The organism is Burkholderia sp. IO2, from assembly GCF_029522185.1.
GTDB lineage: Bacteria > Pseudomonadota > Gammaproteobacteria > Burkholderiales > Burkholderiaceae > Burkholderia > Burkholderia cenocepacia.
This window is the reverse complement of record NZ_JAKWFH010000008.1, coordinates 155,301-169,178: the sequence shown is the minus strand read 5'-3', so window position 1 is coordinate 169,178 and position 13,878 is coordinate 155,301. Positions and strand designations below refer to the sequence as shown.

Sequence of the window (13,878 nt, the reverse complement as noted above, 5' to 3'; positions counted from 1 at the left end):
CCCGCGCGCGCACCTGCGCGACGAGGAATGCACTGGTGCGGCCCGGCAGGTCGGTGAAGACCGGTACGGATTGCGGCTGGACGGTGACGACGCCGACTTCCGGCGTTTGCGGCGGCGGTGCCGATTCTTTTTTCCCGCACGCGGCCAGGAAAACGGCGGCCGTCGCGACAGTGATTAAGCGGTATGGAACCCGTTCGACGCGCATGGAGCGACCTCTGTGTATAACCAATGGAATAAGTGCCACGCCCGACCGGAGCGCAACACGGATGCGCCTCGCGGCGCAGATCGAACACCTGAATTACTGGACTGCCAGATACAGCACGTCGGCACGAGACCTCCGTGCCGACGGGGATGCCGCGAACTGCGGACTGGTACTAGGGCGGGAATCAGCAGAGTGGGATATTAACTGATTGCCACTTGGGTCATTCGATCGTAGGGTGGTATTGTATATACATTCACGAATGTATGTAAAAAGCCCGTTTGTACTCCGCCCGCTGTCCAGTCTTACAGATTGTTACCAGCAGCAAGCATAGCCCGTCTGCGTGACGGCGACGAGGGGTTGCGGACCCTATATTCACCTACGATCGATCCAATCAGGCCTGCACATGGTCAGACGTACCAAGGAGGAGGCGCTCGAGACGCGCAATCGCATTCTCGACGCCGCCGAACACGTGTTCTTCGAGAAAGGCGTGTCGCACACGTCGCTCGCGGACATCGCGCAGCACGCCGGCGTGACGCGCGGCGCGATCTACTGGCATTTCGCGAACAAGAGCGAACTGTTCGATGCGATGTTCGACCGCGTGTTCCTGCCGATCGACGAGTTGAAACGGATGCCGCTCGACGCGCCGGGCGGCAATCCGCTGGAGAAGGTGCGCCAGATCCTGATCTGGTGCCTGCTCGGCGTGCAGCGCGACCCGCAGCTGCGCCGCGTGTTCAGCATCCTGTTCATGAAGTGCGAGTACGTCGCGGACATGGAGCCGCTGCTGCAGCGCAACCGCGCGGGGATGAGCGAGGCGCTGCACATGATCGACGCCGATCTCGCGGTGGCCGTGGGGCTCAAGCTGCTGCCCGAGCGGCTCGACACGTGGCGCGCGACGCTGATGCTGCACACACTGGTCAGCGGCTTCGTGCGCGACATGCTGATGCTGCCCGACGAGATCGACGCCGAGCAGCATGCGGAAAAGCTCGTCGACGGCTGTTTCGACATGCTGCGCTACAGCCCGGCGATGCTGAAGGACCGCGACTGACGGCACGGCGCATCGCGCGCCGCGTCGCCGTGCCGGGTCAGGCCGCCTTCGCGCGCCGCGCGCGGGCCCGCCGGTTCGACGCGGCGACCGAATCGCGCGCCGGCATCGGTGCGCCGGCGAGCCCCGCGATCCACGCGTCGGTCGACATCACCGCCGCGAAATTCGACTGGAACACCACCGCGTACGTGCGGTGAATCTCTTCGGCGCTCACCGCCCCCGCTTCGTTCTCGTAAGGCAGCGCGCCCGTCGCGTCGTTCAGGTATTCGACCTTCAGCCCCGCATGCGCCGCGTGATAGACCGTCGACGCATTGCAGTTGTGCGTCATGTAGCCGGTCACCGCGAGCGTGTCGATTCCGTGCGCGTCGAGCCACGCGGCGAGATCGGTGCCGGCGAACGAGCTCGCTTGCGCCTTCTCGATCAGGTGCGCGTACGGGCGGCTGGTGACCACCGTGTGCAGCGCGACGCCGTCGGTACCGGGCGCGAAGATCGGCGCACCGGCCGGCGCGACGTGCTGAACCACGATCACCGGCACGCCGGCCGCGTGCGCGGCGTCGATCGCCCGGCCGATGTTCGCGAGCGACACGTCGAGCGGCGGATATTCGATCGGCAGGTTGCCCGTCACGTATTCGTTCTGCACGTCGATCACGATCAGTGCGCGGCGGGCAGCGGGACGGGAAGCGGATTGCGGGACGGCGGGCGACGCGGCGGCAAGCATGGCGGACTCCTGGTCGGGAGGCGCTGCCCCGCCCCGGAGCAGGGCGGCCAGCAGTGCGATGGGATGCATTGTCGGGCCGCAGCGCGTATGCCGATAGTGGCCCGATAGCCATTCTTCGATAAAATCGGGCCATCACCTTTCCGGAATCCGCCATGCTCGCCGCCGCGTCGCCCGCCCCGTCCGTTCCGACCATCGTCGCCGTGATCGCGTACGACGGCATCAGTCCGTTCCACCTGTCCGTGCCATCGGTCGTGTTCGGCAAGGAACGTGATGCGGCCGCGTCGCCCGCGTTCGAGTTCCGCGTCTGCTCGGCCGAGCGCGGCCCGCTCGCGACGACGGGCGGCTTCACGATCACCGCACCGTACGGGCTCGACGCGCTCGACGACGCGGACATCGTCATCGTGCCGTCCTGGCGCGACCCGGACGAAGCGCCGCCCGACGCGCTGCTCGATGCGGTCCGCGTGGTCGCCGCGCGCGGCGCGGAGCTCGTGGGCCTGTGCCTCGGTGCCTACGTGCTCGCCGCGGCCGGCCTGCTCGACGGCCGTCCGGCCACCACGCACTGGGCGTGGGCCGACGATTTCGCCCAACGCTTTCCGCGCGTGAAACTCGATCCCGACGTGCTCTACGTGGACGACGGCAACCTGATGACGTCGGCCGGCACGGCCGCCGGCCTCGACTGCTGCCTGCACGTCGTGCGGCGGCGCTTCGGCTCGGACGCCGCGAACCGGATCGCGCGCCGCCTCGTGATCCCGCCGCACCGCCAGGGCGGACAGGCCCAATACGTACCGCAGCCGGTCGCCGCGCACCCGCGCGATGCACGGCTCGCGGGCCTGCTCGACTGGGTGCGCGCGCATCTCGACGCCGCGCACAGCGTCGATTCGCTCGCCGAACGCGTGCTGATGAGCCGCCGCACGTTCACGCGCCACTTCCGCCAGGCGACGGGCACGACCGTCACCGCGTGGCTGCAGGCCGAACGGCTTGCGCGTGCGCAGCATCTGCTCGAAACCACCGGGCAGTCGATCGACGCGATCGCGCAGGCGGCCGGCTACGGCTCGAGCGTGTCGCTGCGCCAGCATTTCGCGGGCGCGCTCGGCACGTCGCCGTCTGCGTATCGAAGGGAATTTCGCGGCGCCGGAGCGCGTGCCGACGCGGGACAGTGACGCCGGCCGCGTGCGTGGCGGGCAGGCCTCGAAGCGGAACCGGGCAGCCGCTCAGCCGCCGTTGATCCAGCGCGCCGCGTAAAGCAGCAACGCGACGAACACGATCATCGCCGCCCAGGCCCATACGGGCACGGTGCCCGAATCGCGATGCGGAAGCGCGCTCGCCGCCCGCCCGCTCAGCGCGCCGCCGAGGTGCGGCGGCAGCGAACGCTTCGTCGCGGCCACCAGCGACGCCGGCCGCAGGAAGACATGCTGGCGGCGCTGCGCGGGGGCGCGCGCGCGATTCGGCGCGAGACCGTGCTTCGCCTGCACGACCGCGCAGAACTCGCGAAAGAACGTGTCGGTCCATTCGCGCAGCGCATTGTCGATCTGCCGCGCCGGCAACTCCGCGAGCGGCCCGCTCGCCGTCGCCCAGACCACGTATTCGATCCGCGTGGCGTTCGCATCGTCATCCGGCGTCAGCACCAGTTCGACCTGGCCGCGCAGCGCGCCGAGGCCGTCGGCCCGCGCCTTGAAGTTGAGCACCCGGCGCGGCCGACCTTCGGCGTCGCCCTGCTCGGCGGCCGCATGCGCGCGCACGTCGTAGCGGGCGCGCAGCGGGCCGAGCGGCACCGTGATCGTCAGCGCGAACTCGCCGTGCGCGAGTTTCACGAACGATTCGCAATGGTCGAAGCTCGCCCGCAGCAGCGCGAGATCCTTCAGCGCATCCCGCACGACAGGCGGCGCGAGCGGTACGCGTAACGTGTCGTTCAGTTCCATGACGCCTCCCCGATGAACGCGCGCCGCATCAGGACGTCTCGACGAGACTGTCGACCCGTGCGACATCGAAGGCGACGTAGTGCGCGAGCACGGCCGCCGCCTCCTTCGGTTCTTCGTAACTCCATGCGGCGTTCTCGATCACGCCGTCTTCCGTCTGCAAGTCGAAATGCACGGCTTGCCCCCTGAACGGGCAGGCCGACGTGACGCCCGATTTCACGAGCCGGCGCATGTTGACGTCGCCGCGCGGCAGGTAATGAATGTCCGGGAGCCCCGCCTCGCGCACGGTCAGCGCGCCGTGCGAATCGGCATAGGTGATGCCGCGATGAATCACGCGCACGCGATGACGGTTCGGCACGATTTCGAGTCGGGGGTCGGCTGCATCGGACATCGTTTCTCCTTCGGGCGGCGTCAGGCCGGGGGCAGGAAACGAAAAAGCCACGGCACGCATGCCGTGGCTTTCATTATGGGCGAAACTTCGTCCGATTGCGCGACCGGGAGCCCGGCCGCGCGCGACGGGCTACTGCGCACTCCACTGGAACGCGGCTTTCGCGCCGCCCTTCGCGCCGACCGTGACGGCGCGCGATTCGTCGCTGCCCTGGTACGACGCGTGCACCGTATAGCGCCCCGGCGGCACCTTCACGAGCATGTACGGCCCGCGCGTGTCGGTTTTCAGCACCTCGGCGCCCTTGCCGTCGACGATCCGGACATGGACGTCGGCCAGGAACTCGCCGCCCTTGCCGGTGAAGCGCAGCGCCAGCGGCCACTGCGACTCGTTGCGCTGGAACGCCGTCGATTCGTCCTGCCCGACACCGCCGGACACGAAGGTGACATCGCCTTGCTGGCGCGCGGCGGGCAAGCCGTCCGACTGCGCGTACGCGCCGGTCGCACCGGCTGCGAGGCCGGCGGTCAGCGCCGCGGCGACGGCAAATCGGGACACGTTGCGTAGATATTGCATGGCTCTCTCCTTGGGGTCGGAACACATACGGGGCGCGGCGTCACGCGTTCGTTCGATCGAGCGGCGGCGGTGGCGCCCGCCACGGCCGGCCAGGCCGGCCGTCGGCCGTGGCCGGTCAGCTCAGGTCGACCGGCACGAAGATCTGTGCATTATCGCGCTGGATCAACAGAGCAAGACTGTTGCCCGCGCCCTTCACCGCGTCGCGCAACTGCTCGGGGCTCGTGACCGGACGGCCGTTCACCGCGAGGATCACGTCGCCGGGCTGGATGCCCGCGTTGGCGGCCGGCCCGCCGGCCTGCTGCACGATCAGCCCGTGCGACAGGTTGTCGGCGCTGCGTTCCTGCGGCGACAGCGGCCGCACCGCGACACCCAGGCGGCCCTGTTCGACCGGCCCGCCGTCGTTCGATGCGAGCTTCGCGTCGGCCATCGCGCCGAGCGTCACGGTGATCGACTTCTTCGACTTGTCGCGCCAGATCTGCAGGTCGGCCTTCGAACCCGGCTTCAGGTTCGCGATCTGCGCGGGCAGCGACGTCGAATCGGCGACCGGCGAACCGTTGACCGACAGGATCACGTCACCCGGCTGCAGGCCGGCCTTAGCGGCCGGACCGTTGGCGTCGACCGAGCTGACGAGCGCGCCGTCCGGCTTCTGCAGCCCGAACGAGCTCGCGAGCGTCTGGTTCAGCCCCTGCACGGCCACGCCGAGCCGGCCGCGGCTCACGTGGCCCGTCTTCACGAGCTCGTCCTTCACCTTGATCGCCTCGTTGATCGGGATCGCGAACGACAGGCCCTGGAAGCCGCCCGTCTGCGAGTAGATCATCGAGTTGATGCCGATCACCTCGCCCTGCAGGTTGAACAGCGGGCCGCCCGAGTTGCCGGGGTTCACCGGCACGTCGGTCTGGATGAACGGCGTGTAGTTCTCGTCCGGCAGCGCGCGCGACTTCGCGCTGATGATGCCCGACGTGACCGTGTTGTCGAAGCCGTACGGCGAGCCGATCGCGACGACCCACTGGCCGACCTTGCTCTGCGCCGGATCGCCGATCTTCACGGTCGGCAGGCCGCTCGCGTCGATCTTCAGCACGGCGACGTCGGACTGCTTGTCGGAGCCGACGACCTTCGCCTTGTATTCGCGCTTGTCGGTCAGCTTGACCGTGACGACGTTCGCGCCGTCGATCACGTGCGCATTGGTGAGGATGTACCCGTCGGAACTGACGATGAAGCCCGACCCGAGGCTGGCACTCGGCTGGTCGTCCGGCTGCGCGTCGCCGCCCATGCCCGGCACCTGGCCGTAGAAGTGCTTGAAGAACTGGTAGAACGGGTCACTCGGATCGATCGGCAGTTGCGGCTGCGGCGCGCGCCGCGCCACCTGCTTCACGACATGCTTCGCGCTGATGTTCACGACCGCCGGGCCGTAGGTCTCGACGAGCCCGGAGAAATCGGGAATGCCGGTCTTGGCGGCAGCTTCGGCCGGCATCAATGCGGCCGCCTGCGCGGGCGTGATGATCTGCGGATCGGCGCGGCGGGTGCCGGCGAAATAGCCGGCCGACAGGGCGGCCGCCACGGCGACCGCGACGGCGCCGCGCGCAAGGAATCGGGTGTTCATCGTAGGACCTCCTCTTTGTTAGGACGCAGCGTAACGACCCTGACTTAAAGGAGGCTTAATCAGCCTTAAGCGGGGCTTAAGCGGCTGCCCGCGCCGCCCCTTCAGACGGTTTCGGACGGCTGCGAAGCCGGGGCCGGCATCTCGGCATCGCGGAACACGACGCTGACGAGCAGGCCGCCCGCGGCCGCATCGCCGAGCGACACCGTCGCGCCCTGCTGCGCCGCCACGCGCTTGACGATCGCGAGCCCGAGCCCGCTGCCCGACACGTCGGTGCGTGCCCGTGCCGTGCTGTCGCGATAGAAGCGGTCGAACACGCGCTCGCGCTCGTCGGCCGGAATGCCCGGCCCGCTGTCGCCGATCTGCACGCAGGCGCGGCCGGCCGCGTCGCGCGTCAGCGATACGTCGATGCGGCCGCCGTCCGGCGTGTATTTCACCGCGTTGTCGAGCAGGTTGCCGAACATCACGCGCAGCGCGCCGACGTCCGCGACGACGCTCGCCGCGCGCGTTTCCTCGAAGCCGAGATCGATGTCGCGCCGCTGCGCGAGCGGCGCATGCGCGGCCACGCATTCGGCGAGCAGCGCCTGCAGGTCGACCGGCTCGCGCATCGTCGCGCCGTCCGGCTCGGCGCGCGCGAGCGCGAGCAGTTGCTCGGTGAGCCGCGTCGCGCGCGACACGCCGTCCTGGAGATCCGCGATCGCCTCGCGGCGCGACGCATCGTCCTTCGCGCGCGCGACGAGCTGCGCCTGGATCTGCACGGCCGCGAGCGGCGTGCGCAATTCGTGCGCGGCGTCGGCGACGAACGCCTTCTGCGTGTCGAGCGCCGCCGACAGTCGCGCGAGCAGCCCGTTCAGCGCCCGCACGAGCGGCTGCACCTCGAGCGGCAGGCGCGCGTCGGGCAGCGGATCGAGCGCTTCCGGCCGGCGCGCCTCGACCGCGCGCGTCACGCGGCCGAGCGGCGCGAGCCCGCGCCCGACGATCCCCCACGCGGCCGCGCCGAGGAACGGCAGCAGCACGATCAGCGGCCACAGCGTGCGCAGCGCGACGTTCGCCGCGAGCCGGTTGCGCACCGACAGCGGCTGCGCGAGCTGCACGACGTTGTCGCCGACGATCGCGCCGTACACGCGCCATTCGCCGCGATCGGTGCGTTCGGTCGAGAAGCCGAGCTCCGCGCGCGGCGCGATCGGCGCACGCGGATGCGAGAAGTACATCAGCACGCCGTTGCGATTCCAGATCTGGATCACGATGCCTTCGTCGCCGTTGGTGCGCGAGCCGAACACCTGCGAGAACGGCTCCGACGGCAGCGCCGCGGCGATTTCCTGCAACTGGTAGTCGAACAGCTCGTTCGCCTCGGCGAGCGCCTGCCGGTAGATGAGCCAGCCCGCGGCGCCCACGCCCGCGACGACGATCGCGAGCAGCCAGATCAGCAGTTGATGACGAATCGACCGCACGCGTCAGCTTTCCTTGACGACCATGTAGCCGAGCCCGCGCACGTTGCGGATCAGGTCCGAACCGAGCTTCTTGCGCAGCGCGTGGATGTAGACCTCGACCGTGTTGCTGCCGATCTCCTCGCCCCAGCCGTACATCTTCTCCTCGAGCTGGCTCTTCGACAGCACCGCGCCCGGCCGCGCGAGCAGCGCCTCGAGCAGCGCGAACTCGCGCGCGGACAGCGCAACAGGCGCGCCGTCGAGCGTCACCTGGTGCGACGCGGGATCGAGCGTCAGCGCGCCGTGGCGGATCAGCGACTCGCTGCGCCCCGCTTGACGGCGGATCAGCGCGCGCATCCGTGCGCCCAGCTCGTCGAGATCGAACGGCTTGACGAGGTAATCGTCGGCGCCCGCGTCGAGCCCCTTCACGCGATCGGCGACGGCGTCGCGCGCGGTGACGATCAGCACCGGCAGCGCGAGCCCGCGCCCGCGCAGCGTGCGCAGCACGTCGATGCCGTCGCGCTTCGGCAGGCCGAGATCGAGCAGCAGCAGATCGTACGTCTCGCCGCCGAGCGCCGTCAGCGCGGCGTCGCCGTCCTGCACCCAGTCGACGGCAAAGCCGTCCGAGCGCAGCGCCTTGCGCACGCCCTCGGCAATCATTCGATCATCTTCGACAAGCAGAATCCGCATCGGGCCACGCATCCATGGGGCGAGTCAAACACGGCGACCATTGTAGCGCCGCGAATCGGGTGCGCGGCACCGTGCAATGCAACAGTAAGGCGGATTGCAAGGGGCCTGCCCCGACTTGTCTCTACAATGTGCGCTTCGGCGCCCCCGCGCGTCCTGCCCGAGCCCCCCGCTTTTCCCGTATTCGCCCATGCCGATTTCCGATCTTTCCGCCCGGTTCGTCCCCCGCGCCCGCGTCTGCCTGCGCGCGGCCGCCGTCGTCGCCACCTGCACGGCCCTCGCGTTCGCGCCGTCCGCCCAGGCCCGCAAGAAATCCCTCAAGGAAACGCGCAAGACCGCCGTCGTGTCGCCGGCCGCACGCGCGGCCGGCCTGCCGGCCTCCGTGCTCGTCGCGTTGCAGCGTGCGAAGGTGCCGGCGTCGGCGATGAGCGTGGTGGTCGAGCGCGTCGGCGATCCGCAGCCGCTGATCGCGTGGAATGCGAGCCGGCCGATGCTGCCGGCCTCGACGATGAAGCTCGTGACGACCTTCTCGGGCCTGTCGATCCTCGGCCCCGACTACCGCTGGCGCACCACCGCGTACACGGACGGCACGGTCGACCCGGACGGCACGCTGCAGGGCAACCTGTACATCAAGGGCACCGGCGATCCGAAGCTCGTGCCCGAGGAGCTGATCGACCTCGTCGACAAGCTGCGCAAGGCCGGCGTCAAGCGCGTGGCCGGCGGCCTCGTGCTCGACAAGAGTTATTTCGCGGCGTCGACGCGCGACCTGCCGTCGTTCGACGACGATGCCAGCGCGCCGTACAACGTCGGCCCCGATCCGCTGCTGTACGCGTTCAAGGCCGTGTCGTTCACGGTCACGCCGGGCGACGACGGCAAGGTCGCCGTCGACGTGTTGCCGCCGCTCGCGGACTTGTCGATCGACAACCAGCTCGTCGAAGGCTCGGGCTCGTGCAGCGCGGCCGCCGCGGCCGCGCGCCCGACGCTGACGGCCGGCGGCGGAATCATGACGGCGTCGTTCGCCGGCGACTACCCGCTGCGCTGCGGCGCGCACACGACCAACCTCGCGATCCTCGATCACACGACCTTCTTCGCGCGCGGCTTCCTCGCGCTGTGGCAGCAGGACGGCGGCACGATCGCCGGGCCCGTGAGCGAAGGCAAGGTGCCGACCACCGCGCGGCCGCTCGCCGTGCATCACAGCCCGGTGCTCGGCAGCATCGTCTACGACATCAACAAGTTCAGCAACAACGTGATGGCGCGCAACCTGTTCCTGACGATCGGCGCGGTCAGCGGCAAGCCGCCCGCGACGCCCGAGCAGTCGAGCCGCGCGATCCAGGCGTTCCTGCAGAAGAACGGCATCGCGATGCCCGACCTCGTGCTCGAGAACGGCTCGGGGCTGTCGCGCGAAGAGCACGTGAGCGCGCTGTCGCTCGCCGCGCTGCTGCAGGCCGCGAACGCGAGCCCGGTCGCGCAGGCGTTCATCGATTCGCTGCCGATCGCGGGCATCGACGGCACGATGAAGAACCGCCTCACCAACGCGGGCGTGCTCGGCAACGCGCACATCAAGACCGGCACGCTGCGCGACGTGCGCGCGATCGCCGGCTACGTCGCCGGCGCGGACGGCCAGAGCTACATCGTCGTCAGCTTCATCAACAACGATCACGCGGAAGCCGCGCGCGCCGCGCACGACACGCTGCTCGAATGGATCTACGCGGGCGCGCACTGACGATCCGTACACCGCGCGGCGGGCCGTCGTGACGCGGCGGCCCGTGCGGCCCCGCAGTGCGTCACCCGCGAAATTTCGCGCCGCGCGGTTTGAAACGCGCGCCGCCACCGTCGCGCGGCGCCTCGCGCACTCGCCGCATCCTCAAAACGGGGCCACACCGCCCGGCCCCGTGCAGTACGGATTCCGTAGAAACCCTGTCCTCAGAGGGAACCCTCTACGCTGCCCCCTCGCCTAGCGCGTAGCGATTGCGTAGGCTGTTGGCCTGACGATATCTACAACGGGCCACACGCCCGGCCTGATGGCTTGCAGGGGAACGAAGGAGACACACGCCCATGCGATTCGACGTCGAATTGCTTCTGCTCGCGCTGGCGCCCGTCTTCCTGCTCTGCATCGCGTGGGAGGCCTGGCACCTCGCCCGCACCCGTGCGCAGGACCGTATCTACGCGTGGCGCGACACGCTGTGCAACGCGGCGCTCGCGCTGATGCACCAGGGCGCCGACAAGATCGCGTGGCTGTTCGTGATTCCTGTCTATGCGTACTGCTACCGGCACTATCGCGTCTACACGTGGCACGACGGCTGGCTGTCGTTCGCGGTGCTGTTCGTCGCGCAGGACTTCCTCTACTACGTGTTCCATCGCGCGAGCCATCGCGTGCGCTGGCTGTGGGCCGCGCACGTCGTGCACCACTCGTCCGAGCGAATGAATTTCTCGACCGCGTTCCGCCAGAGCCTGATGTATCCGGTCGCGGGCATGTGGCTGTTCTGGCTGCCGCTCGCGTTCGCGGGCTTTCCGCCGCAACAGGTCGTCGGCGTCGTGCTGATCAACCTCGCGTTCCAGTTCTTCGTGCACACGCAGGCGATCGGCAAGCTCGGCTGGCTCGAATACGTGCTCAACACGCCGTCGATCCACCGCGCGCACCATGCGCGCAACGCGCGCTACATCGACCGCAATTACGCAGGCGTCCTGGTGATCTGGGATCGCCTGTTCGGCAGCTATGTCGAGGAAACGCCCGACGATCCGCCGCAGTACGGCATCGTCGAGCGGCTCGGCTCGAACAACCCGCTCGTCGCGACGTTTCACGAGTGGGTGTCGATGGCGTCCGACGCGTTGCGCGTCGGCGGATGGCGCAACAAGCTGCGCGCGATTTTCGGCCCGCCCGAATGGGCGAGCGCTTATCATGCGCAGATTGCCGAGGCCGCGAACCAGGATCCGCGCACCGTGCCGCTGGCGGCTGCGCGCGATCGATAAACCGTTTCAGCCAACGGCCGCCGCGCAGCCCGGAACCGAGCAGGCGCGCGGCAGATGAGCAACACATCAGGCCATATCTACGAGGAGATCGAACGATGCAGACACAACAACACGCACCTTCCCGCACCCGGCAGCGCATGCTGCGCACCGCGCAGGTCGCGATCGCCGGCGCCGCGCTCGCGCTGCTCGCCGCATGCGGCGGCGGTGACGACAACAACAGCAGTGCATCGAACACGCCGCCGTCGGGCGTGAAGATGCAGATCGTGTCGTTCGGCGACAGCCTGTCCGACGTCGGCACCTACTCGCAGATCAAGCTCGGCTTCGGCGGCGGCCGCTTCACGACCAACCCGGGCCAGGTATGGACGCAGAACGTCGCGCAGTACTACGGCGACACGCTGCAGCCCGCCAACCAGGGCGGCTTCGGCATCCCGCTGCAGGCCACCGGCGGCCTCGGCTACGCGCAGGGCGGCTCGCGCGTGACGCTGCAGCCGGGCATCGGCCATGCGGACGCGAGCGTGCCGAATCCCGACTACGCGCAGGCGACGACCACGCCGATCGCCGACCAGGTCAAGCAGTACCTGTCGCAATACGGCAGCTTCAACGCCGGCCAGATCGTGCTGATCAACGGCGGTGCGAACGACATCTTCTACCAGGCCCAGGTCGCGCAGGCGCAAGGCAACACGCCGGCCGCGCAGCTCGCGGCGGCGCAGGCGATCGGCCTGGCCGCGCAGCAGCTCGGCGGGATCGTCCAGCAGATCGTCGCGGCCGGCGCGACCCACGTGTTCGTCGCGAACGTGCCGGACATCGGCGGCACGCCGCTCGCGCTGCAAGGCGGCACGCAGGCCGCGTTCACGCAACTGTCCGGGCTGTTCAACAAGACGCTCGTCGGTACGCTCGCCGCGCTGAAGGTCGACCCGACGAAATATGCGGTGGTCGATTCGTTCACGTGGCAGGACGGCATCGCGGCCAACTACCAGTCGAACGGTTTCAGCGTGTCGAACACCGACACCGCCTGCAACCTGAAGGCGATGGTCCAGGCCGCCACGCAGTACGGCGTCGCGAACGCGACCGCGTTCGGCTCGTCGCTGTTCTGCTCGCCGCAGACCTACACGGTCGCGAACGCGGACCAGACCTACATGTTCGCCGACACGGTCCACCCGACGACGCGCCTGCATGCGCTGTTCGCGCAGTACGTCGAACAGCAGATCGCGAAGTCCGGCGTCGGCAAGTAAGCCGCTCACTACGCGCCCAAACGAAAACGCCTGACCGGTTCGCGCCGGTCAGGCGTTTTTTGTTTGCGTGGACGGATGCGCGTGGCTGCGTCAGTCGCGCGCTTCGAACGCCGCGGCAGCGCGGCCGAGGCGATCGTTGACCGCGATCCATTCGACGGTCTCGGGCAGCTTCTCGACGAGAATGCGCGCGACCTGCGCCCGGTCGAGCGCGCGCAGCATTCCGTACAGGTCGCGCGCATAGGCTTGCGGATCTTCCGGCGCCGCGACGAAGTGCACGCCGTCAGCCTGCGCCCAGCGTCCCGCACGCGACGCGCGGGCGACGAGCGCGAGGCGTTCGCCGTCGGTTTGCGCGGCCGCGAGCAGCGGCTCGAGCGCGTCGAACGGCAGCAGCGCGAGCGGCGTGCGCGGCGCGTAATGCGCTTTCAGCGTGCCCGACGCGCGTGGGGCCGTCGCATCGCTGCCGTCCGGCAGCTTCGGGGCGCGGCCGAGCACGTCGGCGATCTGTTGCGGCGTCACGTGCCCCGGGCGCAGCAGCGCCGGGAAACCACGCGACAGGTCGAGAATCGTCGACTCGATGCCGACTTCGGATGCGCCGCCGTCGAGCACGTGCACGGTATCGCCGAATTCGTCGCGCACGTGTTGCGCGGTCGTCGGACTCACGTGGCCGAACCGGTTCGCGGACGGCGCAGCCACGCCGCCGTGGCCGCCGCGCCGCGCGCTGAACGCGGCCAGCAGCGCCTGCGCGACCGGATGCGACGGGCAGCGCAGCCCGACCGAATCCTGCCCGCCGCTCACGGCATCCGGAATGCGCGCGTGCCGCTTCAGGATCAGCGTCAGCGGGCCCGGCCAGAACGCGTCGATCAGCGCGTGCGCGTCGGCCGGCAGGTCGTCGGCCCAGTAACCGGGATCGCCGCCCGGCGGCAGATGCACGATCACCGGATGGTTCGCGGGCCGCCCCTTCGCCGCGTAGATGCGTGCGACGGCCTCGGGGTTCGCCGCATCGCCGCCGAGCCCGTAGACGGTTTCGGTCGGAAACGCGACGAGCTGGCCCGCGTCGAGCAACGCGGCGGCCGCGTCGATCTGCGCGGGCGTCACGTGCTTCGGGAGATCGCTGGACATCGGCCGGCGC

At 69.4% G+C, this 13,878-nt stretch carries 13 protein-coding genes and 1 pseudogene; 5 read left to right on the top strand and 9 right to left on the bottom strand.

Annotated features, from left to right (window positions below; genetic code table 11):
* A pseudogene (locus tag MMB92_RS07550) lies at nucleotides 1-205 on the bottom strand (efflux transporter periplasmic adaptor subunit); the annotation flags it as partial.
* 400 nt (nucleotides 206-605) lie between these two features.
* Here MMB92_RS07550 and MMB92_RS07545 point away from each other — a divergent pair.
* Complete coding sequence (locus tag MMB92_RS07545; RefSeq protein ID WP_006486802.1) at nucleotides 606-1,247, top strand: TetR family transcriptional regulator; 642 nt, start codon at nucleotides 606-608, stop codon at nucleotides 1,245-1,247.
* A 37-nt stretch (nucleotides 1,248-1,284) separates the two neighbouring features.
* Here MMB92_RS07545 and MMB92_RS07540 read toward each other — a convergent pair whose 3' ends face one another.
* Entirely contained in the window at nucleotides 1,285-1,962 is a 678-nt protein-coding gene (locus tag MMB92_RS07540) for a cysteine hydrolase family protein (RefSeq protein WP_006497329.1), read from the bottom strand.
* Nucleotides 1,963-2,114: 152 nt separating this feature from the next.
* Here MMB92_RS07540 and MMB92_RS07535 point away from each other — a divergent pair, with 152 nt between their 5' ends.
* Nucleotides 2,115-3,122 (top strand): helix-turn-helix domain-containing protein, encoded by a 1,008-nt coding sequence (locus tag MMB92_RS07535; protein WP_062911204.1) that lies wholly within the window; start codon nucleotides 2,115-2,117, stop codon nucleotides 3,120-3,122.
* A 51-nt stretch (nucleotides 3,123-3,173) separates the two neighbouring features.
* On the opposite strand, the gene MMB92_RS07530 is transcribed toward MMB92_RS07535, so the two are convergent.
* The 6 genes from MMB92_RS07530 to MMB92_RS07505 all read right to left on the bottom strand — a co-directional run bounded on the left by MMB92_RS07530 (nucleotide 3,174) and on the right by MMB92_RS07505 (nucleotide 8,550).
* Nucleotides 3,174-3,881, bottom strand: coding sequence for an SRPBCC domain-containing protein (locus tag MMB92_RS07530; RefSeq protein WP_277562622.1), 708 nt, complete (start codon nucleotides 3,879-3,881; stop codon nucleotides 3,174-3,176).
* A gap of 28 nt (nucleotides 3,882-3,909) precedes the next feature.
* Nucleotides 3,910-4,269, bottom strand: coding sequence for a DUF427 domain-containing protein (locus tag MMB92_RS07525; protein WP_006497332.1), 360 nt, complete (start codon nucleotides 4,267-4,269; stop codon nucleotides 3,910-3,912).
* Between the two features lie 129 nt (nucleotides 4,270-4,398).
* Entirely contained in the window at nucleotides 4,399-4,836 is a 438-nt protein-coding gene (locus MMB92_RS07520; protein ID WP_006490101.1) for a carboxypeptidase-like regulatory domain-containing protein, read from the bottom strand.
* A gap of 115 nt (nucleotides 4,837-4,951) precedes the next feature.
* Nucleotides 4,952-6,436 carry a DegQ family serine endoprotease gene (locus MMB92_RS07515; RefSeq protein WP_006497333.1) on the bottom strand — a complete coding sequence of 495 codons (1,485 nt, stop codon included), beginning with the start codon at nucleotides 6,434-6,436 and terminating at the stop codon, nucleotides 4,952-4,954.
* Nucleotides 6,437-6,537: 101 nt separating this feature from the next.
* On the bottom strand, nucleotides 6,538-7,884 hold the full coding sequence (locus MMB92_RS07510; RefSeq protein ID WP_006493399.1) for an ATP-binding protein: 1,347 nt from the start codon (nucleotides 7,882-7,884) through the stop codon (nucleotides 6,538-6,540).
* Between the two features lie 3 nt (nucleotides 7,885-7,887).
* Nucleotides 7,888-8,550 carry a response regulator gene (locus MMB92_RS07505; RefSeq protein WP_006481728.1) on the bottom strand — a complete coding sequence of 221 codons (663 nt, stop codon included), beginning with the start codon at nucleotides 8,548-8,550 and terminating at the stop codon, nucleotides 7,888-7,890.
* Between the two features lie 187 nt (nucleotides 8,551-8,737).
* On the opposite strand from MMB92_RS07505, the gene dacB reads away from it, so the two are divergent.
* The 3 genes from dacB to MMB92_RS07490 all read left to right on the top strand — a co-directional run bounded on the left by dacB (nucleotide 8,738) and on the right by MMB92_RS07490 (nucleotide 12,749).
* Nucleotides 8,738-10,270 (top strand): D-alanyl-D-alanine carboxypeptidase/D-alanyl-D-alanine-endopeptidase, encoded by a 1,533-nt coding sequence (gene dacB, locus MMB92_RS07500; protein ID WP_277562621.1) that lies wholly within the window; start codon nucleotides 8,738-8,740, stop codon nucleotides 10,268-10,270.
* A gap of 332 nt (nucleotides 10,271-10,602) precedes the next feature.
* Nucleotides 10,603-11,517 (top strand): sterol desaturase family protein, encoded by a 915-nt coding sequence (locus MMB92_RS07495; RefSeq protein ID WP_006497335.1) that lies wholly within the window; start codon nucleotides 10,603-10,605, stop codon nucleotides 11,515-11,517.
* 95 nt (nucleotides 11,518-11,612) lie between these two features.
* A complete protein-coding gene (locus MMB92_RS07490) occupies nucleotides 11,613-12,749 on the top strand; it encodes an SGNH/GDSL hydrolase family protein (RefSeq protein ID WP_006481733.1) in 1,137 nt (378 codons plus the stop codon).
* 90 nt (nucleotides 12,750-12,839) lie between these two features.
* On the opposite strand, the gene MMB92_RS07485 is transcribed toward MMB92_RS07490, so the two are convergent.
* The gene (locus MMB92_RS07485; protein WP_277562620.1) at nucleotides 12,840-13,868 is read right to left on the bottom strand and encodes an L-threonylcarbamoyladenylate synthase; all 1,029 of its coding nucleotides are present in this window, start codon (nucleotides 13,866-13,868) and stop codon (nucleotides 12,840-12,842) included.
* Nucleotides 13,869-13,878 lie beyond the last annotated feature (10 nt).

Bases quoted from the DNA above. Each gene is read 5' to 3' on its own strand.
- MMB92_RS07545 (WP_006486802.1), top strand. From the start codon at position 606: ATGGTCAGACGTACCAAGGAGGAGGCGCTCGAGACGCGCAATCGCATT.
- MMB92_RS07540 (WP_006497329.1), bottom strand. From the start codon at position 1,962: ATGCTTGCCGCCGCGTCGCCCGCCGTCCCGCAATCCGCTTCCCGTCCC.
- MMB92_RS07535 (WP_062911204.1), top strand. From the start codon at position 2,115: ATGCTCGCCGCCGCGTCGCCCGCCCCGTCCGTTCCGACCATCGTCGCC.
- MMB92_RS07530 (WP_277562622.1), bottom strand. From the start codon at position 3,881: ATGGAACTGAACGACACGTTACGCGTACCGCTCGCGCCGCCTGTCGTG.
- MMB92_RS07525 (WP_006497332.1), bottom strand. From the start codon at position 4,269: ATGTCCGATGCAGCCGACCCCCGACTCGAAATCGTGCCGAACCGTCAT.
- MMB92_RS07520 (WP_006490101.1), bottom strand. From the start codon at position 4,836: ATGCAATATCTACGCAACGTGTCCCGATTTGCCGTCGCCGCGGCGCTG.
- MMB92_RS07515 (WP_006497333.1), bottom strand. From the start codon at position 6,436: ATGAACACCCGATTCCTTGCGCGCGGCGCCGTCGCGGTCGCCGTGGCG.
- MMB92_RS07505 (WP_006481728.1), bottom strand. From the start codon at position 8,550: ATGCGGATTCTGCTTGTCGAAGATGATCGAATGATTGCCGAGGGCGTG.
- dacB (WP_277562621.1), top strand. From the start codon at position 8,738: ATGCCGATTTCCGATCTTTCCGCCCGGTTCGTCCCCCGCGCCCGCGTC.
- MMB92_RS07495 (WP_006497335.1), top strand. From the start codon at position 10,603: ATGCGATTCGACGTCGAATTGCTTCTGCTCGCGCTGGCGCCCGTCTTC.
- MMB92_RS07490 (WP_006481733.1), top strand. From the start codon at position 11,613: ATGCAGACACAACAACACGCACCTTCCCGCACCCGGCAGCGCATGCTG.
- MMB92_RS07485 (WP_277562620.1), bottom strand. From the start codon at position 13,868: ATGTCCAGCGATCTCCCGAAGCACGTGACGCCCGCGCAGATCGACGCG.